General features: G+C 71.0%; 21 protein-coding genes. 9 read left to right on the top strand and 12 right to left on the bottom strand.

Going from position 1 to position 22,408, the window contains the following annotated elements; genetic code table 11:
* Positions 1–3: 3 nt before the first annotated feature.
* Both HALOF300_RS02380 and HALOF300_RS02385 read right to left on the bottom strand, forming a co-directional pair.
* The gene (locus HALOF300_RS02380; protein WP_197522235.1) at positions 4–1,188 is read right to left on the bottom strand and encodes a mandelate racemase/muconate lactonizing enzyme family protein; all 1,185 of its coding nucleotides are present in this window, start codon (positions 1,186–1,188) and stop codon (positions 4–6) included.
* Positions 1,185–2,171: a hydroxyacid dehydrogenase gene (locus tag HALOF300_RS02385; RefSeq protein WP_156739037.1), complete on the bottom strand. Its 987-nt coding sequence runs from the start codon at positions 2,169–2,171 to the stop codon at positions 1,185–1,187. Before HALOF300_RS02385 ends, HALOF300_RS02380 begins: the two co-directional genes overlap by 4 nt.
* A gap of 104 nt (positions 2,172–2,275) precedes the next feature.
* Between HALOF300_RS02385 and HALOF300_RS02390 the strand changes: the two genes are divergently transcribed.
* Together HALOF300_RS02390 and HALOF300_RS02395 are read left to right on the top strand one after the other, a co-directional pair.
* On the top strand, positions 2,276–3,163 hold the full coding sequence (locus HALOF300_RS02390; RefSeq protein WP_156739038.1) for a LysR family transcriptional regulator: 888 nt from the start codon (positions 2,276–2,278) through the stop codon (positions 3,161–3,163).
* 45 nt (positions 3,164–3,208) lie between these two features.
* A complete protein-coding gene (locus tag HALOF300_RS02395) occupies positions 3,209–4,324 on the top strand; it encodes a winged helix DNA-binding domain-containing protein (RefSeq protein ID WP_156739039.1) in 1,116 nt (371 codons plus the stop codon).
* A gap of 51 nt (positions 4,325–4,375) precedes the next feature.
* On the opposite strand, the gene HALOF300_RS02400 is transcribed toward HALOF300_RS02395, so the two are convergent.
* Positions 4,376–4,861, bottom strand: coding sequence for a DoxX family protein (locus tag HALOF300_RS02400; protein WP_156739040.1), 486 nt, complete (start codon positions 4,859–4,861; stop codon positions 4,376–4,378).
* 96 nt (positions 4,862–4,957) lie between these two features.
* On the opposite strand from HALOF300_RS02400, the gene HALOF300_RS02405 reads away from it, so the two are divergent.
* Entirely contained in the window at positions 4,958–5,548 is a 591-nt protein-coding gene (locus HALOF300_RS02405) for a hypothetical protein (RefSeq protein WP_156739041.1), read from the top strand.
* Here the strand turns inward: HALOF300_RS02405 and HALOF300_RS02410 are convergent.
* From HALOF300_RS02410 to HALOF300_RS02420, 3 genes are all read right to left on the bottom strand, one after another.
* Positions 5,520–6,758 carry an RNA polymerase sigma factor gene (locus tag HALOF300_RS02410; RefSeq protein WP_156739042.1) on the bottom strand — a complete coding sequence of 413 codons (1,239 nt, stop codon included), beginning with the start codon at positions 6,756–6,758 and terminating at the stop codon, positions 5,520–5,522. The genes HALOF300_RS02405 and HALOF300_RS02410 overlap by 29 nt on opposite strands.
* Positions 6,759–6,765: 7 nt before the next feature.
* A complete protein-coding gene (locus HALOF300_RS02415) occupies positions 6,766–7,125 on the bottom strand; it encodes a YciI family protein (protein WP_156739043.1) in 360 nt (119 codons plus the stop codon).
* Positions 7,126–7,251: 126 nt separating this feature from the next.
* Positions 7,252–8,346: a winged helix DNA-binding domain-containing protein gene (locus HALOF300_RS02420; RefSeq protein ID WP_156739044.1), complete on the bottom strand. Its 1,095-nt coding sequence runs from the start codon at positions 8,344–8,346 to the stop codon at positions 7,252–7,254.
* 232 nt (positions 8,347–8,578) lie between these two features.
* Between HALOF300_RS02420 and HALOF300_RS02425 the strand changes: the two genes are divergently transcribed.
* Entirely contained in the window at positions 8,579–9,970 is a 1,392-nt protein-coding gene (locus HALOF300_RS02425) for a dicarboxylate/amino acid:cation symporter (protein WP_156739045.1), read from the top strand.
* 49 nt (positions 9,971–10,019) lie between these two features.
* On the opposite strand, the gene HALOF300_RS02430 is transcribed toward HALOF300_RS02425, so the two are convergent.
* Complete coding sequence (locus tag HALOF300_RS02430) at positions 10,020–12,713, bottom strand: lamin tail domain-containing protein (RefSeq protein ID WP_156739046.1); 2,694 nt, start codon at positions 12,711–12,713, stop codon at positions 10,020–10,022.
* A 119-nt stretch (positions 12,714–12,832) separates the two neighbouring features.
* On the opposite strand from HALOF300_RS02430, the gene HALOF300_RS02435 reads away from it, so the two are divergent.
* A complete protein-coding gene (locus tag HALOF300_RS02435) occupies positions 12,833–14,698 on the top strand; it encodes an NHL domain-containing thioredoxin family protein (protein WP_156739047.1) in 1,866 nt (621 codons plus the stop codon).
* Positions 14,699–14,720: 22 nt separating this feature from the next.
* On the opposite strand, the gene HALOF300_RS02440 is transcribed toward HALOF300_RS02435, so the two are convergent.
* From HALOF300_RS02440 to HALOF300_RS02455, 4 genes are all read right to left on the bottom strand, one after another.
* Positions 14,721–15,425: a biliverdin-producing heme oxygenase gene (locus tag HALOF300_RS02440; RefSeq protein WP_156739048.1), complete on the bottom strand. Its 705-nt coding sequence runs from the start codon at positions 15,423–15,425 to the stop codon at positions 14,721–14,723.
* A 94-nt stretch (positions 15,426–15,519) separates the two neighbouring features.
* Positions 15,520–16,272, bottom strand: coding sequence for a DUF5995 family protein (locus tag HALOF300_RS02445; RefSeq protein ID WP_156739049.1), 753 nt, complete (start codon positions 16,270–16,272; stop codon positions 15,520–15,522).
* Positions 16,273–16,317: 45 nt separating this feature from the next.
* Positions 16,318–16,929: a TetR/AcrR family transcriptional regulator gene (locus HALOF300_RS02450; protein WP_156739050.1), complete on the bottom strand. Its 612-nt coding sequence runs from the start codon at positions 16,927–16,929 to the stop codon at positions 16,318–16,320.
* 86 nt (positions 16,930–17,015) lie between these two features.
* The gene (locus HALOF300_RS02455) at positions 17,016–17,474 is read right to left on the bottom strand and encodes a (deoxy)nucleoside triphosphate pyrophosphohydrolase (protein ID WP_156739051.1); all 459 of its coding nucleotides are present in this window, start codon (positions 17,472–17,474) and stop codon (positions 17,016–17,018) included.
* Positions 17,475–18,708: 1,234 nt separating this feature from the next.
* On the opposite strand from HALOF300_RS02455, the gene map reads away from it, so the two are divergent.
* The 3 genes from map to HALOF300_RS02470 all read left to right on the top strand — a co-directional run bounded on the left by map (position 18,709) and on the right by HALOF300_RS02470 (position 21,174).
* A complete protein-coding gene (gene map, locus HALOF300_RS02460) occupies positions 18,709–19,476 on the top strand; it encodes a type I methionyl aminopeptidase (RefSeq protein ID WP_156739052.1) in 768 nt (255 codons plus the stop codon).
* 79 nt (positions 19,477–19,555) lie between these two features.
* Positions 19,556–20,452, top strand: coding sequence for an aminoglycoside phosphotransferase family protein (locus HALOF300_RS02465; protein ID WP_197522236.1), 897 nt, complete (start codon positions 19,556–19,558; stop codon positions 20,450–20,452).
* Positions 20,453–20,523: 71 nt separating this feature from the next.
* Positions 20,524–21,174, top strand: a complete 651-nt coding sequence (locus tag HALOF300_RS02470; protein ID WP_156739054.1) for a CatB-related O-acetyltransferase — start codon at positions 20,524–20,526, stop codon at positions 21,172–21,174.
* Between the two features lie 35 nt (positions 21,175–21,209).
* Here the strand turns inward: HALOF300_RS02470 and HALOF300_RS02475 are convergent, their stop codons facing one another.
* A complete protein-coding gene (locus tag HALOF300_RS02475; RefSeq protein ID WP_156739055.1) occupies positions 21,210–21,671 on the bottom strand; it encodes a PPOX class F420-dependent oxidoreductase in 462 nt (153 codons plus the stop codon).
* A gap of 175 nt (positions 21,672–21,846) precedes the next feature.
* On the opposite strand from HALOF300_RS02475, the gene HALOF300_RS02480 reads away from it, so the two are divergent.
* On the top strand, positions 21,847–22,401 hold the full coding sequence (locus HALOF300_RS02480) for an isochorismatase family protein (protein WP_156739056.1): 555 nt from the start codon (positions 21,847–21,849) through the stop codon (positions 22,399–22,401).
* Positions 22,402–22,408: the final 7 nt, after the last annotated feature.

Consider the following 22,408-nt stretch of genomic DNA (forward strand, 5'->3'; position numbering starts at 1 on the left):
CAATCAGTCCTGTTCTCCATAGTTCAAAGGCCGAGCCAGCGCCCGGATCCGGTCCTCGTCGACCTCGATGCCCAGCCCCGGACCGTTCGGGACCTGCGCCACGCCGTCGGTGATCTGCAGCCCGTCCACGAACAGTTCGGCGAGCAACTCCGGGCCGTTCAGCTCGGCGGGCAGGGCCAGGTCGACGAGGCTGAACAGGTGCAGGGCGGCCGCGAACCCGATCCCGCAGTCGGTCAGGCCGCTCGCGAGCACCTCGAGTCCGTGCGCCTCGGCCACCGCCACCGTGCGTTGTGCCGCGCGTAGGCCGCCCGACTTGCAGACCTTCACCACGACCAGGTCGGCGAGGTCGAGCGTGGCGCTCCGGGCCAGGTCGGCGCTGCTGAAGCTGCCTTCGTCGATGGCGATGGGAAGGTCGACCATCTCCCGCACCCGCCTCATCCCGCCCCAGTCCACGCTCGGCACCGGTTGCTCCAGGCAGTACAGGTGCGGCACGTCCTCGATCCGCTCGAGGAGCTGTCGCACGGCCGACGGTCGATAGGACTGGTTCGCGTCCAGCCAGATGGGCTTGCCGCCGGCGTGGTCGGCGACGGTGCGCACCGCGGCCGCATCGGCGTCGATGTCGCCGGAGATCTTCACCTTGAACGCGTGCATCGCGCTGGACTCGAGCACCCGGTCGCGGATCACGCCGAGCGGGTCCACGCCGATCGCGGAGCACAGTGGCAGTTCCGTACGGGTGGAACCGCCGAGCAGGGCATGCACCGGCAGCCCGAGGACCCGGCCGGCCAGGTCGTGCAGGGCGATGTCCACCGCGGCCCGGGCGAACGGGAAGCCGCTGGAGACCGACGGGCTCAGGAGTGCGCTCGCGCGGCGGTGGAACGCCTCCACCTGGGTGGGGTCGGTGCCGATGAGCAGCGGTGCCAGGTACCGGCGGACGATCACCGCCATCGTCTCGATGGTCTCGTGGCTCCAGCTCGGGAGGGCACGCTGTTCGCCCCAACCCACCTGTCCGTCGTCAGCCGTGATCCTGACGAACAGCACATCCCCGTCCTGGTGCGCGGAACCGACCGACCCGCTGCCCAGCACGAACCGGTGCTTGAACGGCACCGGCACGGCGAACACCTCCACGGCGGCGATCCGGCTGCTGACCCGCGGCGCTCCGGCGCGGGGAGCCGTCTGCACGGCGCTCACGCGCTGACCGCCAGACGCTCGGGGTCGACGAACGATGCGCCCCGGGTGCCGTCGCGCAGCCACGCGGTGACGTCCGTCATGACGAACGCGGTCAGGTCCGCGTGCCCCTGGATGGTGTCCCCGGCGATGTGCGGGGTGAGGAGCACGTTCGGCGCGGTCAACAGCTCGGCGGAGAGCGTCGGTGGCTCGACCTCGAACACGTCGAGCGCGGCGAGGATCCGGCCCTCGCGGATCGCCTCGGTGACGGCAGGGCCGTCCAGCGTCGCGGCGCGCGCGGAGTTGATCAGGACCGTGCCGGGACGCATCGCGCCGATGAGGTCCGCGCCGATGAGACCCTCGGTCTCCGGTGTGCTCGGCACGTGGATGGAGATGATGTCGGCCTCCATCACCTCCAGCAGGGACACCTGGCGCACTCCCAGCTCGGCCGCCCGCTCCGCGGTGAGGTACGGGTCGTAGACGCACAGGTCGACGGCGAACGGCTTCAGGAGCCGGATCAGGGCGCGTGCCGTGGAGCTCGCGCCGACCAGAGCGACGGTGCGCCCGGTCAGTTCCGAACCACGAAGCTGCGGTTGCTTCCATCCACCGCCCCGGATGGCGTGATCGAGCTCGGGCAGCCGGCGCAGCAGGGTCAGGATCGCACCGAGGCAGTACTCACCGACCGAGAGTGCGATCCGCTCCCCGGCTGAGAACACGGCCGTGCCCGCCGCCATCGCGTCGGCGTCGATCAGGCGCTTCACCGACCCGGCCGCGTGCGCCACCACCTTCGGGGCGTCAGCCGCGGTCAGGAGTGCCGTGTCCAGGTGCGGCGTGCCCCAACTGGTGAGCACCACGTCTGCGCCGGTGACGAGCTCGGCCACCTCGACAGCACCGAGCTCCTCGCCACCCCAGCGCACGGCGAACGTGGCCTCCAGCCACTCGCGGGTAGCCGGTGCGCAGACGTCCTCGGCTCGGGCAGGGGTCATCACGGCAGAAAGGCTGATCACGCAGGTCTCCTAGAGCAGAACGGGGGTGGCGACTGAATGGAGGTTAAGCGCTCCTCGTGATACTCGTCCAAGGCCGTTTTCGCATCGGTTGATACCTTTCTCGCATGATGTATTCGTTGGCTCAACTGCGCGGGTTCGTCGCGGTGGCCGAGCACGGCCACTTCGGTCGGGCGGCGCAGGCCCTGCTGATGAGCCAGCCGCCACTGAGCCGGCAGATCCAGGCGCTGGAGCGTGCGGTCGGGGTGTCCCTGTTCGACCGCGGTCCGCGTGGCGTGCAGCTGACCGTGGCGGGCCAGGTGTTCCTGCGCGACGCCCGCCGCATCCTCTCCCTCGCCGACGGTGCACCGGAGACCGCGAGGCGGGTGGCAGCCGGCCAGGCCGGCCGGATCCAGGTCGCGTTCATCAGCGCTGCCGCACTGAGCATCCTGGAACCGCTGCTCACCGAGATCAGTTTCGAGCTCGCGCAGCTTGAGGTCGCCCTGGTCGAGCTCAGCGGGGCCGAACAGCTCCAAGCGCTCGCCGACGGTCGGATCGACCTCGGCCTGGTGCGCCCACCGGTGCCGACCGAGGAGCTCGAGGCCCAACCCGTCCATGCCGAACCGCTGATCGTGGCGCTCCCCGACGGCCATCACCTCGCTCAGACCGATGGGCCGATCGCCCCGGAGGATCTCATCGACGAGCCGATCCTCGAGTACGCCGAGGACGGCACCCACTACCTGCACGACCTCTGCGTGCGGCTGCTGGGAAGCGAGAACTTCGTGGCCGCGCAACGCGTCTCCCAGCTCTCCACGGCGCTCGCCCTGGTGCGGGCCCGCCGCGGTGTGGCCGTGGTGCCGCGATCCGCAGCCGCCATGAGTTTCGACGGCGTGATCTACCGGGATGTGGTGGGGCCCTCCCCACAGGTCTCGCTGCACGCCTGCTGGCGCCGGGACACGATGAACCCCGCGCTCATCAACGTGATCGCCTACCTTCGGGCGCGGTTGCAGCCCTGATCCCGACGGGGCCGGCTGACGGTGGTCCTTGGCATACTCGCACGCATGCTCACGCGCCGGGACCTCGCCCTGCTCCGCCTGCTCGCGCAGCGCCTCGCCGGCCCGCGCCTGGCGACGCCCGCGGAGGCGGTGCGTCACCTCGGCGCGGCGCAGGCGCAGGACCTTCCGGGTGCACTCACGTCGATCGCACTACGGGTCGACGGCGGAACCCGCCAGGGCGTGGCGGCCGCCCTGGCCGCGGGGCTGGTGGTCCGCTCCTGGCCGATGCGCGGAACGCTGCACCTGGTGCCGGCCGAGGACCTCGGCTGGATGCTGGCCATCACAGCCCCGCGGATGATCGCCGGGGCCGCCCGCCGGCGCACCGAACTGGGCATCACCGACGCCGTGCTGGACCGGGCCCGGGAGGTGGCCCTCGGCGCGCTCGCGGATGAGCCCGCACGGCCGGCGCGCCTCGCCCTGGCGGACGGCGAGGCGACCACACCCCCCGCGGGCCTGCGCCGCGCGGACCTGTTCGGGCTCTGGGACGCGGCGGGCCTGCTGGTGCAGTCACAGACCGCGGTGCACCTGCTCGGCCAGCTCTGCCAGGAGACCACGCTGGTTCTCGGGCCGATGGCCGGCACCGAGCAACTCGTGGTCGGCTACGAGGACTGGGTCCCCGAGCCGGTGCGTCTCGACCGTGACCAGGGCCTGGCCGAGTGGGCCCGCCGGTACCTGCGCAGCCACGGCCCGGCCACCGACCGGGACCTGGCCCGCTGGGCCTCGCTCACCCTCACCGACGCCCGGGCCGGGTTGGCCGCCGTCCGCAGCGAGTTCACCGCCGTCGACGTCGACGGCACCGAGCACCTCATGGACCCGGCGCTGCCGGACTTGCTCGCCGGCCACGGCGCCGACGCGCGCCGGCTGCGGCTGCTGCCCGGGTTCGACGAGTTCGTGCTGGGCTACGCCGACCGCACGTTCACCGTGCCGAAGGAGTTCGAGGACCGCATCGTGCCGGGCGGGAATGGCATGTTCCGGTCCACCGTGGTCAAGGCCGGCCAGGTGATCGCGACCTGGAAGCGTGCCGGCACCGGCGCGAAGGCGCGGATCGACCCGGAGCCGTTCGCCTCGCTCGGCGCGCGGGACCTCGCCATCATCCAGCGTCGCTTCGCCGAACTGCCCTGACCGCCCGGGCTGACGCTGCGGTCCGAGCCGGTCGCGACGCGCAGGAGCGAGTCACTTCACCGGCAGCACCGGAGCGATGCGGCGCCGACGGAGCAGGCCAAAGGCTCCGGTCGTTCTCGGGAAGGTGCCGAATTCGCGCCAGTCGACCGGTCGTGTCGCAATCGCCAGGATCGTTGCCAGCACCAGGTGCAGCGGTGCCGAGACGCTCTCGACGAACGGGTCCTGGCTCGCCAGGTGCGTCACGAATCCCCCAGCTGTGATCATCATCAACAGGCTTGCCCCCAGAAACCGAAGCCGCGGGAACAGCAGCGCCACGGCTGCAGCCAGCTCTCCGATGCCAACTGGGAACCTGAACCAGGGCGGATAGCCCCAGTTCTCGAACTTGACTGAGTACGGCGGCCCGAAGAAGGTCTCGCCCGGCATGAATTTGGTCACTGCGCCGGCGGTGAACGAAACGACCAACCAGACGATCAGGGCCACCAGGAGCCAGTCGCGCCACCTGGCGACCGACGGTGCTGCGGCTGGGGTGGATGTCATGCAGAACACGCTAGCCACGGCCGTGCCGCCGGGGCTTCTTCATTCCTGATCATCGGCTGGGATCGGTAGGTCGACCCGCAAGGAGACGCTGAGGGCATGAGAAGCCTCCTCGGACTGGTGCGGGCGATCGCGATCATCGCGGCGGTGTGCGGCGCGGTGTCGTTGATCGCCGGCCCGATGCTCCTGATCATCGGCAGCAACGACTTCCGGCAGGGCACCACCGTGATCGAGGGTGGTGAGGGCTCCCTGGTGACCCTGCTCACGAACGACTACCTCGGCGGGAGCAGCTGCACCTACGAGGGCGCCCTGACCCAGGTGGAGACGCTGTCCTCGGGCAGCTACGAGATCAACGGGGTGCCGTTCTTCGCGCAGGCGACGCTGGAGGTGACCGGATCCGGTGGCGCCTCGATCACCTGCGAACCCGGGCTCCTCTACTACGTCTCGCCGACGCCGTCGTGGCTGGCCGGACCGGTCCGGGCACTGTCCGGGCTGGGTCTGGCCGGCCCGATCATCACGATCGGGCTCGGCATCGCGGTCGCGTTCGTGACCGGACTGGTGCGGTCGATGCTCGCCGAACCGACGCGGCGCCGGCCGGGTTCGCCGGCCGGAAGCGACCCGGGCTGGTCCGCCCGACCGGATCTGCCCGAGCCACCGGGGCTCAGGCCGGGGGAGTACCGAGCGCGCTGAGCCGGCCGGTGAGCAGCTCGACCTCGGCGGCGTTCTCGGTCAGTTCGAGTGCCCGGCGCAGTGCCGCGGCCGCCTCGCCGGCCCGGCCCAGCTCGGTCAGGAACTGTGCCCGGGTCGCGTGGAGCAGGTGGTAGCCGTCCAGACCCGCACCGCCCAGGCCGTCCACCTCGGCCAGCGCGGGTCCCGGCCCGGCCACTTGCGCGAGGGCGACGGCCCGGTTCAACCGCACCACCGCCGTCGGGCTCATCGAAAGCAGCCGGTCGTAGAGGGCGAGCACCTGGAACCAGTCGGTGTCGGCGTGGGTGGCGGCGTCGCTGTGCACCGCGTTGATCGCGGCCTGCACCTGGTAGGGCCCCGGTGCGCCACGCCGCAGGCACGCGCGTACGAGATCCTGACCCTCGGCGATCAACTCCGTGTCCCAGCGCCCGCGATCCTGATCCGCCAACGCCACGAACTGCCCGTCGGGTCCGGTGCGGGCCGCACGCCGGGACTCGGTGAGCAGCATCAGGGCGAGCAGGCCGCGCGCCTCCGGCTCGTCCGGCATCAGGTCGACGAGCACCCGGCCGAGCCTGATCGCCTCCGCGCACAGGTCGGCGCGGATCAGGTCCTCGCCGGCGGAGGCGGTGTAGCCCTCGTTGAAGATCAGGTAGACGACCGCGAGCACGGACGTCAGCCGGTCCGGCAGGTCGTGGTCCTGGGGCACCCGGTAGGGGATGTTCGCGGCCGTGATCTTGCGCTTGGCCCGCACGATCCGCTGCGCCATCGTGGCCTCGGGCACCAGGAACGCCCGCGCGATCTCCGGCGTGGTGAGCCCTCCGAGCGTCCGCAGCGTCAACGCGACGCGGGCGGCCGGCGCGATGGCGGGGTGGCAGCACGTGAAGATCATCCGGAGCTGGTCGTCCCTCACCGGACCCACCGGCTCGGGTTCGTCGCGGGCATGCAGGAGCGCAGCCTCGGCGTACTTGTCATGGCTCTTCGCCTCCCGGCGGAGCCGGTCGATGGCCCGGTTGCGTGCGGTCACCACGATCCACGCCCCGGGGTTCGGTGGCGTCCCGTCCCGGGGCCACTTCTCGACGGCGGCGATGAATGCGTCCTGCACCGCGTCCTCGGCGAGGGTGAGGTCGCCGAGGACACGGGTCAGGGTGGCCACGCACCGCCCGTGCTCCTCGCGGAACACCTGCCCGACGGCGGCGGTCGCGTCCGATGTCATCGGCGGCTCACTCGGTCGGTTCCGCCTGGAACGGACGGACCTCGACGGCGGAGAAGCAGGCCTTCGAGGCCTGGTCGGCGTAGGCCAGGGCCGCGTCCAGGTCCGGGGCCTCGATCACCCAGAAGCCGCCGAGCTGTTCCTTGGTCTCCAGGAACGGGCCATCGGTGACCACGGCGTCGCCCTGGGTGCTGTCGACCTTCGTGGCGGTGCTGGACGGCTCGAGTCCGCCGCCGAACACCCAGGCCCCGGCCTGCTGGAGCGAGTCGTTGAAGGCACCCACCTGGGCGTAGGCCTCCTCGAGGCCCTCCGTGGGGATGTCGGCCATCTCCTGGTCGGTGCTCCAGATGGAGAGCAGGTACTGCGTCATGTCGGTTCCTCCTGTTCGGGGCGGGTCCCGGTGAGCCGCCTCTCATCCCTGCTACGAACGACGGATGCCCGGATCGACACCCCAGCCGAGATTTCTCTCGGACGTTTCTCCGGCCCTTCGAGAACGTCAGGTGACGAACGCCTCCCGGGCTGCTCCGAGGTAGGTGGCGAGCCGGTCCGCCGCGGTCTCGACCTCCGCCGTCTGGTCCGGCGTGACGCCGGTGGCGAGCCTCAGTTGGATCCGCGCGACACCCCGGCCCGGCGCCCGCTTCCAGGTGCCCGCATTGAGCCCGTCGACGAGCACCGTGGAGGCGTACGGGTCGATCCACGGGTCTGCGTCCGGACCGCGCGGATGGCCCGGCGCGACGGGGAAGCCCAGGGCCGGGTAGGTGAGTGTGGCCTCGTCGTAGGTCGGCAGCAGGTGCGCCCGCGGCGCGCCCGCTGCGGTCCGGGCGGGGACCGTGGGGTCGAACCACAGCGCGGTCCCATCGACCTCCGCCCGCTCCAACCGGTCACCGACGATCGCGAGCCCGCGCCGCACGTCCGCCTGGGTCAGTGCCGCCCACCGGGTCAGGTCCTTGATCGACGCCGGCCCGTGCCCGGCGAAGAACCGGTGCACCAGCCGGGCCAGGGCCTCGTCCCGGTCGAGCGCCGGCTCCGGCGGCACGATCTCGTCCACCAGCACGTAGGTGTGCTGGGCGCCCTTCATCGGTCCGCTGACGATCACCCCGCTGAGCTCGTTCATCTGGTGCAGGTCCCCTAGCGGCAGGCCGTTGTGCGGCAGGCCGGCGGCTTCCATGTGCGGGGCGATCTCCCGGCGGGTCAACGCCGTGCGGCCCGCCAGGACCTTCCGGAACACGTCCGCACCGCGTGCCGCCACGTCCTCGTCCAGGCCGAGGCCGGCGAAGTGGCCGCGCATCGACGAGAGCACCTTCGGCGAGGTCAGTGCGAGGATCCAGCGCAGGTCCTGCGGCGCCACGAAATGCCAGGTGGGGCGCAGGATGTGGGTGCGTAGGAAGCGTCCCTCGTCGAACGCGGCCCGCACCGAGTCATCGGTTGCGCCTCGGGTGCGCATGCCGACCGACCACATCGCGTTCGGGGTCTCCTGCGCCTGCACGCAGGTCAGCAGCCGGACCGCGTCCGCGGGCTCGGGCAGGCCGGACGAGGTCAGGCGCTGCGCGGCCATCCGACGGCGCAGCACCCACTCCCGCGTGATCCCCATTGCGGGCAACTATTCCCCAATCCGGCCGGTCGCGGGAGTCCAGGACGAGTCGCCACGACGGCCGGCCGGTGGCGCGTCCCACATCCTGGACGATCTCGGTCTCACTGCCACGCACGGCGGTGACCGGTGCACGATGGTCGGCGGACCAGATCCGCAGTGTGCCAGCGTTCCCACGCCGACCGCAGCGGGAGGTCCCGGCGTCCCCGTCCCGATCCGAAAGGCTCCCGTCGTCATGTCCACGACCACACCGGACCAGCAGGCCAAGCGCCGGCTCCGGCTCCCGTCCTTCAGTGCGCAGATCGTGATCGCTCTCGTCCTCGGCATCGGACTCGGCTGGCTCGCGCTGACCATCGGCCCGGTCGTCGACGCCGAGGGTGAAGAGACGCCGAACTGGCTCACCGAGACCCTCAGTACGATCGGTTCGTCGTTCGTGACCCTGCTGCGGGCCATCGTGCCGCCGCTGGTGTTCACCGCCATCGTGGCCTCCATCGCCAACCTGCGGAAGGTCACGAATGCGGCGCGGCTGGCCGGACAGACCCTGCTCTGGTTCGCCATCACGGCGCTGATCTCCGTGGCCATCGGCATCGGCCTCGGCCTCGTGCTGCGGCCGGGTGAGAACACCTCGATCGGCGCCGACGCCGCGGAGGATCCGGGCCGGACCGGCAGCTGGCTCGACTTCCTCACCGGCCTGATCCCGGGCAATGTGCTCGGGCTCGGCGCCTCGGCCGGTGGCGACGGCTCGATCGCCGTCAACTTCAACGTGCTTCAGATCGTGGTCGTCTCCCTCGTGGTCGGGCTCGCGGCGCTGCGCACCGGCAGCAAGGCCGAACCGTTCCTGGCCTTCAACGCCTCGGCGCTCGCGATCGTCCAGAAGGTGCTGTGGTGGATCATCCGCCTTGCCCCGCTCGGCACCCTCGGGCTCATCGGCCGTGCCATCGCGACCTACGGCTGGGACCTGCTCGCCCCGCTCGGCACGTTCACCGTGGCGATCTACCTGGGCCTGGCGCTCGTACTGTTCGTTCTCTACCCGATCCTGCTGCGCGCCAACGGGCTGCCCGTGCTGCGCTACTTCCGCGGCGCCTGGCCGGCCATCCAGCTCGGGTTCGTCTCCCGCTCCTCGATCGGTACCCTGCCGGTCACCGAGCGCGTCACCGAGCGCAACCTCGGTGTGCCCCGCGAGTACGCGTCGTTCGCCGTGCCGCTCGGTGCGACCACGAAGATGGACGGCTGCGCGGCGATCTACCCAGCCATCGCGGCGATCTTCGTCGCGCAGTTCTACGGCATCGACCTCTCGGTCACGGACTACCTGCTCATCGCGTTCGTCTCCGTGGTCGGCTCGGCCGCGACCGCGGGCCTCACCGGTGCGCTGGTGATGCTCACCCTCACGCTGTCCACGCTCGGGCTGCCGCTCGCCGGTGTCGGACTGCTTCTCGCGATCGACCCGATCCTGGACATGGGCCGGACCGCGGTGAACGTCGCGGGCCAGGTCCTCGTGCCCACGATCGTCGCCAAGCGGGAGGGCATCCTCGACCTCGACCAGTACCACCGGGCGGACGCCGAGGACCTGTTCACCGAGGACGACGACGTGGCGACCGCCGAGCCGGAGCTCGTCGGGTCCCGTTGACCCTGCGTCGGGCCGGTCGGGTGAGGTCCCGACCGGCCCGACCCGGGCTTCAGCCTCGGCCGGTGGCCAGTCGGCGGCGGGCGATCAGAGCCGCGCAGCCGAGCAGCACAGCGGCGAGCGCGCTGAGGGCGAGTCCCGCGACGCCGGGGTCGACGCCGGTCGCGGCCAGTCCCGCTCCGCCGGGTCCGGCGCCCGGGACGGTGAGCCCGCCGTCGGCTGCCACGATCTCCAGCTCGACCCAGCCCGTCAACGTGCCGTCCTCGGCCTGGACCACGATCCGGTGCTGACCCACCGCCGCGTCGCCGGGAATGGTCACCCGGAGGGTGTCATCGGCGCTCACGGTCACAGTGCCAAGCAGCACCGGGTCCGAGAGCAGCCACACGTGCACGGTCGCACCGGCGGCGCCCGGAACGGTGAACGTCACCGTCTCGCCGGGTTCGGCCGTCTCGGGACCCGTGACTCCGCCGCGGGTCCCGTCGGTGAGCTCGTCCACGGACGGTGCCGTCGGGCCTGTCGGCTCGGGGTCCGTGGGGTCGGTCGGACCCGGCTCGCCCGGGCCGGCCGGCTCGCACGCGCCGCCGTCGGCCACCCGCAGGGAGACGCCGTCGTGCGCGGTGTCGGAGATCCACAGGGTCGTCGGTGCGGCGTTCGGGTCGGCGGCGCACCACGCGAACGCGAGGCCCTCGTTGGTGAACGACGGGTTCATCCCGGTCGGCGCGTGGTGGTCCACCCGCCAGGTGAGCACGCCGTCGTCGAAGGCGAACACGGAACTGCGGTTCTCGCACGCCTCGTCGCACAGCCCCCAGAGCTCGTTGCCCCCGGCGCGCCAGTCCAGACCCATCAGGACCGGCACCGACTCGGTCGTTGCCGTCGTCTGCAGCAGCGTCGTGGCGCCGTCCGCCTCGAGCACCACCACGTGCACCGCACCGGTCTGCTCCACGGCCACCGCGAAGATCCCGCCGAAGTGCTCGTCGTAGGCGGCCGGGTCGTAGATCGCGCCGGTGGCGTCCCGCACCCCGAGCGCGGTGGCGTCGGCGTCGGAGATCCACTCGATCCCCTCCAGGCCCGCGTTCGCGCCGAGCGCCCCCGTGACCGCTGTGAGGTTCCACTCGTGGGTGGTGCTGGTCGCGCCCTCGGCGCCCAGCTCGACTCGGAGCACCGACGGCCTGCTGGTGCCGCTAGCGGTGTTGTCGCGCTCGGTGGAGAGGAAGATCGCGCCGTCGCCGGCCACGGTGATGCCCTCGGAGTCGGGCTGACCCGCGCCGCCGGGGTAGGTCGGGATCCAGGACTGCGCGACGGTGTACAAGCCACCGGCCACCTCGGGGGCGGCGAGCTCGAAGATCTCGCCGTTGTCATTGTTGACGGCGTAGACGGTGCCGTCGGCGGCGATGTCCAGGCCGGACATGTCCTCGCCCCAGGTGCCCGGGGCGACGGCGTCGCGGACGTCGTTCCCGAACGGCCACGGGGAGGCGACGACCTCGGGGCCGGGGATCTGCTCGCAGGCGTTCACGAGTTCGAAGGTGCCTTCGGAGGTGTCCCCGAACGGGCCGGTCAGGTCCGGGCACCGGCCGATGGTGGCCGGCGCATGCGTCTGCCAGGCCAGAGAGGCGACCACGGTCCCGGTCACGTCCCGCAGGGTGACGCTGTCCTCGCCGCCGAGGCCGAAGTGCGGTTCGGTGAGGATGCCGAGGTACCCGCCGGACTCGATGGTGCCCTCGAGGACGATCGGGTCGTGTGTCGGGTCGCCGTCGACGAGCGTCCAGCCGGTCAGGTCGACCGTCTGCGCCTGGTCGGTGTTCGCCAGTTCCACCCAGTCGCCACGCGCGTCACCGTTCGACTCCACCTCGTTGATCACGACCGTGTGTGTCCGCTCCCGGGCCACGTTCGCCGATTCCCGGGTGGGCGCGGTGTCGGTGAACTCGCCGATGCCGTCCGGGATCCGGCCCTCGCTGACCGCGTGGTCGGTCCAGGCGTAGGAGTCCACCAGGCCGAGTCCGTCGGCCAGGTAGAGGCGGATCATGTCCGCGGCACCGAGCCCGAAGCCGTCGTCGGTGACGTTCGTCTCGATCACGAGGAACTCACCGGGAGCGAGGTCGGTCCCGCCGGCGATCGGCAGGGCGCTCAGGTCGTCGTCGTCGCGCAGGATCCAGCCGGACAGCTCGACCGTCTCGGAGCCGGTGTTGACCAGCTCCACCCAGTCCTCGCCGCCGTCCGGGTCGTCGGACATGACCTCGTTGACGGCGATCGTGGAGTCCGCGTCGTAGAAGGCCGGCGCCTCGCGCGCGAGGTTCGGCGCGCCCGGCGTCGGCTCGGTGTCGACGAACTCGCCGGTGCCGTCGGGCAGTCGGCCCTCGCTGAACGCATGGTCCGTCCACGCGTAGGAGTCGACGAGCGTGACGCCGTCCGCGGTGAACAGGCGGGCCTCGTCGGCACTGCCGAGACCGAAGCCGTCCGGCCCCTGGTCCGGTTCCACGACCAGGAACTCACCCGGTGCGATGGTGGCCTCCGGCAGCACCGCGCCGTGGGCGTCGTCGTTGTCGCGCAGGATCCAGCCCGAAACGGTGACCGGGTCCGACCCGACGTTCGTCAGCTCGACGAAGTCGGGCGCGTCGGTGCCGCTGTTCGAGGACACCTCGTTGATGCGGATGTCGGTCTCGGCGGCCAGCGCCGGCGTGGGCGCCGCGATCACGGCGCCGAGGCCGAGGACGGCGGTCATGGCGAGGGTGAGAGGGATGGGACGCACGGGGTCTCCTACCGGTCGGGGGCTGAGCCGATGGTCGTGGAAGCCGGCGAACGGGAGATGAACGCGGGGCAACGACTACCAGATGACGGGCGGAACGGTCCGCCATCGCGCCGTAGGCTTTGTCGGTGAGCAACCGAATCCCTCGGGTCCGTGCGTCCGAACTGGTCGGCCGGGGCTGGCTGAACACCGGCGGGCACGAGATCTCCCTCGCGGACCTGCGCGGCAAGATCGTCATCCTGGACTTCTGGACCTTCTGCTGCATCAACTGCCTGCATGTCCTGGACGAGCTGCGCGAGCTCGAGGAACGGCACCGGGACACCGTGGTGATCGTCGGCGTGCACTCGCCGAAATTCGTGCACGAAGCGGACCCGGACGCGCTCGTTGCCGCCGTGGAGCGGTACGGCGTGGCCCACCCGGTGCTCGACGACCCCGAACTCGTGACGTGGTCCGCCTACACCGCACGCGCCTGGCCGACGCTCGTCGTGATCGACCCGGAGGGCTACATCGTCGCGCAGATGGCGGGGGAGGGGCACGCCACGAGCTTGGAGGTCCTCATCCGCGAGTTGATCGCCGAGCACGACGCGAAGGGCACCCTGCACGCCGGCGACGGCCTCTACGTGGCGCCCGCTGCGCCGTCGGGCACGATGCGCTTCCCCGCCAAGGTGATCGAGCTGCCCGGCGGCAACCTGCTCGTTGCGGACGCCGGCCATCACAGCCTGGCCGAGCTCGAGCCCGACGGCGAGACCTTGGTCCGCAGGATCGGTTCCGGTGAGCGGGGTGCGGCCGACGGCGCCGCGCACGTCGCCCAGTTCAACGAGCCGAACGGCCTGTGCCTGGTCCCGGACGAACTGCGCGCGTGGCAGGACTTCGACGTGCTCGTCGCCGACACGGTCAACCACCTGCTCCGCGGCGTGCGGCTCTCCGACGGGCACGTCACCACGGTCGCCGGCTCCGGGCGTCCCTACCGCGTCGGTGCCCCGGACAACGTCGACGAGCCCCACGACGGCGTCTCCGGCGCCAGGCTGCCGAACCTCTCCTCGCCCTGGGACGTGGCCTGGGTGCCGCGCATCGGTGGCTTCCTCGTGGCCATGGCGGGCACCCACACGCTCTGGGAGTTCGACGACAAGCAGGATCAGATCAGTCACGTCGGCGGCACCATGAACGAAGGGCTCGTGAACGGTGAGATCCGGCAGGCCTGGTTCGCGCAGCCGTCCGGCCTCGCGCCCGACGACGACGGCCGGGTCTGGATCGCGGACGCGGAGACCTCCGCGCTACGGCTCGTGCACTTCAGCGGCGGCTTCGACGCGGACGTGAGCACCGCCGTCGGGCAGGGTCTGTTCGAGTTCGGCCACGTCGACGGGCCGGCGGTCGACGCGCTGCTGCAACACCCGCTCGACGTGTGCGTGCTGCCCGACTCATCCGTCGCGATCGCCGACACCTACAACGGCGCGGTGCGCCGCTACGACCCCGCGACCAAGCAGGTCACCACGCTCGCGCGCGACCTCGCCGAGCCGTCGGGACTGCTCGTGGTCGACGGCGGGGCGCACCTTCTCGTGGTCGAGTCCACCGCGCACCGCCTCACCCGGGTGCCGCTCGGGGACGCCGGAAGGGCGCACGACGGCGGGGCGCACCGCACGCAGCGGCCGGTCACCGAGGTAGGGCCTCACCTCGAGCTCTCGGTGAGGTTCACCCCGGCGCCCGGGCAGAAGCTGGACGACCGGTTCGGGCCGTCCACGCAGGTCAGCGTGTCCGCGACGCCGACCTCGCTGCTGCGCGAAGGGGTCGGGACCGCCACGGACCTGACCCGCACGCTCACGCTCGGGCCCGGTGAGGGCGTGCTGCACGTGAGTGCCCGGGCCGCGTCCTGCGACGCCGACCCGGCCGTGGAGTTCCCCGCGTGCCATCTGGCCCAGCAGGACTGGGGGATCCCGGTGCGGGTGGGGGCCGACGGCGTCGCGGAGCTGAGTCTGCCTCTGTTCGGCTGAGACCCGCTCCGTCTGCTCGGCGCTACTCGGCCGTGCGTTCGCCGGCCGGGTGCAGCCGGCCGAGCCCGTCGAACACTGCGGCGTTCAGGTCGAATGCCAGGCGCGCCTCGGCGACCAGGCGCTCGCGGTCCGCGCCGGTCAGCGGAAGGGCGTCCATCGCGGCCCGGTAGCGTTCCTTGAACGGCGGGATCTTCTCGATCCGCTCGAAGGTGTAGAAGGCCAGACCGTCCTCGGCGAGCCCGTAGTGGCGCTGCATCATTCGCTTGATCACCTGGCCGCCGGAGAGGTCGCCGAGGTAGCGGGTGTAGGCGTGCGCGAGGTAGGCGACAACGTCGTCACCGATCTCGTTGAGCCGGTCGACGTAGTGAAGCGTCTGGGGCAGAACCGTGATCGGATCCCGGGGGTCAGGGCCGATCATGCCGATCATGGCGGCGAGGGCCGCCAGGTCCGTGGCCAGGGCGTCGCCGCGACGAAGCTCGTCGAAGACCAGGCCGGCGCCCGCGGGATTCCGGCGGATCCGGTCCCCCGCGGCCTCGAGCGCCGCATAGATCGCGGCGTGCTGGGTCACCAGGGCCGCGAACGCCCTCACGTCGAGGTGGCCGCCCATGAGGTTCTGGACGAAGCCGGTGGACTCGGCGCGTTCGTGCACATCCCGGGTGGCCGAGCGCAGGAGCAGGCTTGCCGGCTCGTCGAGGTCGGTGGCGGGCTGCGTGGGGCTGAGGGTCATGATCGGGGCAACTTTCGCGACGGAGTGTCATGAAGATGGCCCCAACATAGGTGAGGATTACCTAAGTATGCAAGCCCGGCGCATTGGTAGGCAATCAGTCCGGGTCGCCGACCCGGGTGAGCAGGTACCTGCCGACCATGCCCACCGATCCCGCGAGCGAATCCAGGTACGCCTCCTCCACGGACCCGGAGCCGCGTAGTTCCCAGAGCACCTCGGCGTTCGTCCAGGCCGCCTCGCGCGCCTTCGCGATGCTCCACGTGGCGATCAGGTTCGCGACGGGCGCGAACCGCCGGTCCGCCTCCAGGGCGAGGCCGCTCAGGAAGGACTGGCGGACCTCCTCCTGCACCGTGGCCAGGACGTCGGTGACGCGCCGGTAGTCGGCCCGCACGCCCGGGCTGTCCGGGTGGAGCCCGAGCTGGCGGCAGGTGCGCACCACGGCAGGGCCGAGGTCGTGGTTGATGTGGGCGTTCATCCCGGCAAGGGCGAACTGGATGGGCGCACGGCCGGGGTCGGCGCGGCAGGCGAACACCGGCGCCCAGGCCCGGTTCGGTGTCGACGCGGTCACGGCCTCGAGGTAGTACCCGGCGAACACGACGTCGAGCCGGGTGAGGAACTCGCGGTCGGCGAAGCGGCCCGCGCGGAGCTCGTCTCCGACGAGCTCGGTGACACGTCGGTACATGTCGTGGAACGCGCCGACGCCGTCGCCCACGGCGAAACCGGACGAGACCAGATCCAGGTGCAGGAGCAGGGACGCGATGTCCGGGTGCTGCCCGGCGGGCACAGGTTCGCGGCGCCGGCGGAGCAGACGATCCTTCGCGGCGCCGACCAGGTCGGAGAACCAGCCCATGGACCAGACGCTAGACCCGGGCGGCCGGTCCGGTCCGGCGAAAACTCAGGCGGGTTGGAGGGCGTCCTCGGGCATGCCGACCGCGCGCAGCACGAACGACTCCGTGGCGGTGATCGCCCGCTCGCGCTCGGGTCCTGAGTCGGGGAAGGTGCGCCCGGACAGGCAGGAGTTGATCAGCGGAACGACGGCGGAGACGTCCTGGTCGGGCAGGGTGTCGTCGGCGATCCCGGCCTGGAGGATCCGGCCGAGCAGTGACTCGACCTGCTTCACGTGCTCGCGCAGGCGCATCCCGGTCTCGTGCGAGACCACCGACCGAAGGTCCGGCCCCGGCGCGAGGTGGTAGACGCGCTTGAGGTTGATCTGCTCACGGACGTAGACCCGCAACTGTTCCTGGGGGTCGGCCACCTGCGCGAGCGCCGCGGTCAACTCGGCCACGAAGTGGGAGGTCTCGTGCTCGATGAAAGCGATCAGCAGCGATTCCTTGTCCGGGAAGTGGTTGTAGACCGAGGTCCGGCCGACACCGGCCGCCGCGGCGATGTCCGCCAGGCTCACCGAATCGAACCCCGACTCCGCCATGAGCTGCGACAGTGCAGCGAAGAGCTTGTTGCGCACGTGCGCGCGGTGTTCGGCGAGGGTGGATCCGATGATCTTTGGCACGCTCAGCATCATGCCACTTCGTGACACCGGTGCCCAATCGGTCGTGAAAACGGCCTCTCGGCCGAGCTGGAGATGCACCAGGGGCGTCAGTCCACGCTGTCGAGCCGGGCGATCCCGTCGCTGACCTCCTGGACGGCACGCACGATCGGGAGGTCCAGCTCCAGCCAGTCCACCGAGTCGAGTTCGGTCAGTGCGAGCCATCGGAGTTCGTCGTGGTCCGCGAGGGGGGCGGGGTCGCCGTCGGTGATCCGCGCAAGCCAGACGCGCATCCGGTGGCCGTGCAGGATCGGCCAGTCCGTGCCGGCGGACCCCGCCGGGCCCGGGACGGCGGCGCCGATCGCGACCTCAACACCGAGCTCCTCGCGCAGTTCCCGGCGCAGGGCGTCCAGGTCATCCTCGCCCGGCTCGACCTTCCCGCCCGGAAACTCCCACCGGCCGGCGAGCGATTTCGGTGCGCTTCGCCGGGCCGCGAGGAGGCGGGTCGGGACATCGAGGTCGTCGAGGATCGCGGCGGCGACCACGAGGGAGCGAGGGGCTGGCGTCATGGGTCCATCGTATCGACCGCGCTATCCACAGACCTTGTGCACAGATGTGTGTATCGCCGACGTTTACGCAGGTGACGCTTGTGGAGCCAGCGCGCAACGCACCGGAAACGCGTGGGTGACGAGAGGGTGACCAGACGGTGACGGACGGGTCGTTCTGCGGTGGCGGCGTCGATCACGGTGGTCCGGTCGAACGGGTTGGGAGGTCGGTGCTCGGGGAACTCGGAGGTGCGCCACGACGCCCGGCCAGGACACGGACTTATCCACAAATTTGTTCCACAGCTGTGTGCACAACTGACGAATCCGCAGGTGAACCTGTGGAGCAACCTGTGGGTCAACTGGGGATAAAAGAAAGGTGGGTGAACCCCTTGCGAACGGTCGGTGACCTGGCTAGAAATAACCCCATCGAGTTCACCGACTCGGTCGCAGAGGAGGAGCACAAGCTCACCGGATGCGGGTTCGAGATCCAAGGCGACACGCCGGGAGTGATCCCAGGCGAGTTGCCGAGGAAGACGGGCCGGCGCTGATGTGGCGGAGTTCAACCGAAGCGGTCGGACCACCGGACGGGTCAACCGTTCGGCGGGGCGGTAGGCGGTACTGGAAAGGCAATGATGTCCTTGCAGGCTCGGACGACGGGGAGACCCGTTATCCACAGCGCAGGGCTCGGTTGCACAACCGGCAGCGCCGACTGTGCGGATCCCGGTCAGCCCGGGCCTTAGCAAGTGAGGGATCGGGGAGACCCGAATCCGAACACCGCGGGGCCAGGATGGACCTCGATCCGTACGGAGTGCGGATCCTGGGACGCTGGGGCCGTACGACCCGCGTCGTGGCAGGAGCTTCGGCTCGGCGACGGCGCAACCGTGTGACCCTGGGACGCTGGGGAGCCACACACCCGCATCAGCGGACTTGATACCCGAAGCAGATCCCGACGATGAACCGGCTCGCGGACTTGGTCCACAGGTCGGGGGTGTGGATGACACCCGCATCGCACGGCCCGCATCGGGTACCTGTACAGGGGAGGCTCACTGCTCACGCAGGAGTAGCCGGCGGACTCATCCCAAGCCGCTCACCGCCCAGGTACAAGCAAGGCCCCTCGGACGCTTACTCCGAGGGGCCTTTGCTTTGCGCTTCCATGATGACGGCCCCGCCGCGTGACACGTGCACCGACACACCCATCGGTGGTGAGACGTTCGCCACGAACCCGTGAGGTTCCGGCCGAAAGCCGTAGGGTGGAACAGTGATCGAACTGAAGACCCCCGCCGAGATCGAGGCGATGCGACCGGCCGGCGTGTTCGTGGCCGGTGTACTCACGGCCCTCAAGGACGCGGCCCGCGTCGGTGTCAACCTGCTCGACCTGGACAAGCTGGCCCACGCCATGATCCGCGAGGCCGGCGCCGAGTCCTGCTACATCGACTACCACCCCTCGTTCGGGGCCAGCCCGTTCGGCAAGGTCCTGTGCACCTCGGTCAACGACGCCGTGCTGCACGGCCTCCCGCACGACTACGCGCTGCGCGACGGTGACCTGGTGTCGGTGGACTTCGCGGCCAGCGTGGACGGCTGGGTCTCCGACTCGGCGCTCAGCGTGGTGGTCGGCACCCCCAAGGACGAGGACCTGCGCCTGATCGAGACCACCGAGCTCGCTCTCGCGGCCGGAATCAAGGCGGCTGCCGTCGGCAACCGGCTCGGTGACATCTCCGCCGCCATCGGTGAGGTCGCCACCGCCAACGGCTACGGCGTGAACACCGACTTCGGCGGCCACGGCGTCGGCCGCACCATGCACGGTGAGCCGCACGTGCCGAACGCGGGCCGAGGCGGTCGCGGCATGCCGCTGCGCCCGGGTCTGGTGATCGCCATCGAGCCGTGGTTCATGGCCGGCACCGACGAGATCTACACCGACCCTGACGGGTGGACCCTGCGCTCGAAGGACGGTTCCCGCGGCGCCCACAGCGAGCACACCGTGGCCATCACCGCAGACGGGCCGCTGGTTCTCACCGCGCGCGCCTGACCGTCGGGCGGCCAGCCCCCGCGGCCGCAGACCCCAATTTCCCTTGCATGGTCGGCGCCACGCAGCAACGATGGCGCCAATGAGCATGCATCCCGGCCAGGCGCCCACCGACGAGCCCCTGGTCCGCCGGCTGCTCGCGGCACAGTTCCCCCGGTTGGCCGACCTGCCGATCACCCCGGTCGACCACTACGGCACCGACCACGACATCTACCGCCTCGGCGCCGACCTCGTGGTCCGGCTGCCCCGTACCGACTGGGCTGCCGGGCAGGCGATCACCGAATCGGTGTGGCTGCCACGCCTCGCGCCGGTGCTGCCGCTGCGGATCCCCGAGCAGGTCGGCCTCGGCGTCCCAGGGGAGGGCTTCGCCCACGCGTGGTCGATCTGCACCTGGCTGCCCGGATCCTCGAGCGCCGACGTCCGACCCGCCGATCTCGTCCGGGCCGCCCACGACCTCGGCGCGTTCGTGACCGCGCTGCGCCGGGTCGGCACGGCCGACGCCCACCCTCGTGAGCGCGGCTTGCGGGGCGGACCGCTTGCCGAGTCCGACGACGGCTTCCGGGCCGCCGTCGCGGAGCTCGGGAGCAGAATCGACGGCCGCGCCGCGCTGGCCACCTGGGCGGAGTCCCTTGCCGCGGATGCCTGGGCGGAGCCGGAGGTCTGGATCCACGGCGACCTGCTCCCCGGCAACCTGATCGTGGTCGACGGCCGGCTGGACGCCGTCATCGACTGGGGTGCCCTCAACGTCGGCGACCCGGCCTGCGATCTGCAGCCGGCGTGGAGCGTGTTCGCCGGTGAGAGTCGGCTCGCCTACGCCGAAGCCCTCGGCGCGGACGACGCATCCTGGCTTCGCGGACGCGGCTGGGCGCTCGCCCAAGCCGTCATCGCCCTGCCCTACTACTGGGAGACCAACCCGGGCATCGTGCGCCAGTCGCTCCACGCCGTCGGGCAGGTGCTCGCCGACTACGTACGGCGCTGATGCCCGACGGCGCAGCTCGCCCTGCGCCGGGGCCCGCCCGGCCGAGCACGCGCGTAGGAAGGAGGAACGACATGTCACCAGACCCGACCGCCGTCCACCCGATACCCGCGTTCCAACGCGTCGTGTTCCTGCGGCCGCTGATCACGGCACCGACGATCGAGGTCGGCGAATACACCTACTACGACGACCCCGACGGCGGCGATAGGTTCGAGCAGCGCAACGTGCTCTACGGCTACGGCTCCGAGCGGCTGGTCATCGGTCGGTATTGCGCGATCGCGGCCGGCACCCGGTTCCTGATGGCCGGCGCGGCGCATCCGTCGATGGGCGTCTCCACGTACCCGTTCACGATCTTCGGTGGTCGCTGGGCCGAGCAGACCCTCGACATCGTCACCTCGATGCCGAGCCGCGGCGACACGATCGTCGGCAACGACGTCTGGTTCGGCTATGGGTCGACGGTGATGCCCGGGGTACGGATCGGGGACGGGGCGATCATCGCCGCCGGCGCCATGGTGACCGCGGATGTACCGCCGTACACGATCGTCGGTGGCAATCCGGCCCGGCCGATCCGGCAGCGGTTCGCCGATGAGGACGTCGCACGACTGCAGCGGGCCGCCTGGTGGGACTGGCCCGCCGACCTGGTCACCGAGCACGCCCGGAAGATCATGGCCGGCACCCCGGCCGAGATCGAGGCAATCGCGACCGCCGCGGGTCTAGGACACTGACGCGAGCCGGACCGTCCGGCGGCTGCCCGCCCGGCTCAGCCCGCGAGGCGGGCCGGGAACCCGCCGGTGGCGATCGGGCCCCAGGTCTCGATCGTGATCCGGATCAGCGACTTCGCCTGGCGCCGCATCGCCTCCCGGTATTCGTCCCAGTCCGGGTGCTCACCGGAGATGCACCGGAAGTACTCCACCAGCGGCTCAACGGAGTCGGGCGGGTCGATGACCTCGGCGGTTCCGTTGACCTGCACCCACGCGTCCCCGAACTTCTCGGAGAGCACGCACACCGACGCCGCCGGCCGCTTGCGCAGGTTGACGGCCTTCGCCCGGTCCGGGTAGGTCGAGATCACGAGCCGGCCGCCGGTGTCCAGGCCGCAGGTCGCCGGGGAGAGTTGCGGGCTACCGTCGTCGCGGGTGGTGAGCAGGATGCCCTGGTGGCGGGTCCTGACGAAGTCCTCGAGCTCGGTGCGCGAGACGGTGGTGTTCGTGGCGATCTGGGGCACGGGATCTCCTTGGTCGACGCTATGGTGTCGAAGCGGTCCGGGTGGGCTTCAGGTTCGATCATCTCGTACTCGTCGGTCCCGACCGGCCGAGTAGCTGATGACCAGGAGCCGCGAGTGGGTCGGTGGCCCACCCTGCTTCCGTCCGCGCGCGACCGTGCATCCAGGAGACGCCCTCATGACCACGCTGGAGTCCCGGCCCAACACCGCCCTCCTGGTGATCGACATGCAGAACGGCGTCGTGGCCGAGGTGCATCGGCGTGCCGAGGTGGTGGCGAACATCGGCGCCCTCGTGAGCAGGGCTCGCCGCACGGGCGTGCCGATCGTCTGGATCCAGGACTCGGGTGCGGACACGCCCCGCGGGAGCCAGGCGTGGGAACGCATCCCGGACCTGGTCCGCGCGCAGTCGGAGGTCGTCATCCACAAGACCTACCAGGACTCGTTCGAGGGTACGGACCTGGAGGAGGCCCTCGCTGCGGCGGCAGTCGGACATGTGGTGGTGACGGGAGCCCATACCGATGCGTGCGTCCGCGCCACGATCCACGGTGCGCTCGTTCGCGGCTACGACGTGACGCTCGTCGGGGACGCCCACACCTGCGCGGATCTGAGTGCGCGCGGCGCGCCGCCACCGGAACAGGTCATCGCCCACACCAATCTCTACTGGCGCAACCAGCGGGCTCCCGGTCGCACCGCCGACGTCGCGGACACCGAGGACGTGACGTTCGAGGGCTGATGGGTCC

Source organism: Occultella aeris, from assembly GCF_902703175.1.
Classification (GTDB): Bacteria; Actinomycetota; Actinomycetes; order Actinomycetales; family Beutenbergiaceae; genus Occultella; species Occultella aeris.

What these genes read in the sequence shown, in the direction of transcription:
- HALOF300_RS02440 (WP_156739048.1), bottom strand. Translation starts at nt 15,425, where the DNA reads ATGACCCTCAGCCCCACGCAGCCCGCCACCGACCTCGACGAGCCGGCA.
- HALOF300_RS02455 (WP_156739051.1), bottom strand. Translation starts at nt 17,474, where the DNA reads ATGACGCCAGCCCCTCGCTCCCTCGTGGTCGCCGCCGCGATCCTCGAC.
- HALOF300_RS02395 (WP_156739039.1), top strand. Translation starts at nt 3,209, where the DNA reads ATGCTCACGCGCCGGGACCTCGCCCTGCTCCGCCTGCTCGCGCAGCGC.
- HALOF300_RS02465 (WP_197522236.1), top strand. Translation starts at nt 19,556, where the DNA reads ATGAGCATGCATCCCGGCCAGGCGCCCACCGACGAGCCCCTGGTCCGC.
- HALOF300_RS02390 (WP_156739038.1), top strand. Translation starts at nt 2,276, where the DNA reads ATGATGTATTCGTTGGCTCAACTGCGCGGGTTCGTCGCGGTGGCCGAG.
- HALOF300_RS02410 (WP_156739042.1), bottom strand. Translation starts at nt 6,758, where the DNA reads ATGACATCGGACGCGACCGCCGCCGTCGGGCAGGTGTTCCGCGAGGAG.
- HALOF300_RS02400 (WP_156739040.1), bottom strand. Translation starts at nt 4,861, where the DNA reads ATGACATCCACCCCAGCCGCAGCACCGTCGGTCGCCAGGTGGCGCGAC.
- HALOF300_RS02425 (WP_156739045.1), top strand. Translation starts at nt 8,579, where the DNA reads ATGTCCACGACCACACCGGACCAGCAGGCCAAGCGCCGGCTCCGGCTC.
- HALOF300_RS02445 (WP_156739049.1), bottom strand. Translation starts at nt 16,272, where the DNA reads ATGGGCTGGTTCTCCGACCTGGTCGGCGCCGCGAAGGATCGTCTGCTC.
- HALOF300_RS02470 (WP_156739054.1), top strand. Translation starts at nt 20,524, where the DNA reads ATGTCACCAGACCCGACCGCCGTCCACCCGATACCCGCGTTCCAACGC.
- HALOF300_RS02405 (WP_156739041.1), top strand. Translation starts at nt 4,958, where the DNA reads ATGAGAAGCCTCCTCGGACTGGTGCGGGCGATCGCGATCATCGCGGCG.
- HALOF300_RS02415 (WP_156739043.1), bottom strand. Translation starts at nt 7,125, where the DNA reads ATGACGCAGTACCTGCTCTCCATCTGGAGCACCGACCAGGAGATGGCC.
- HALOF300_RS02420 (WP_156739044.1), bottom strand. Translation starts at nt 8,346, where the DNA reads ATGGGGATCACGCGGGAGTGGGTGCTGCGCCGTCGGATGGCCGCGCAG.
- HALOF300_RS02480 (WP_156739056.1), top strand. Translation starts at nt 21,847, where the DNA reads ATGACCACGCTGGAGTCCCGGCCCAACACCGCCCTCCTGGTGATCGAC.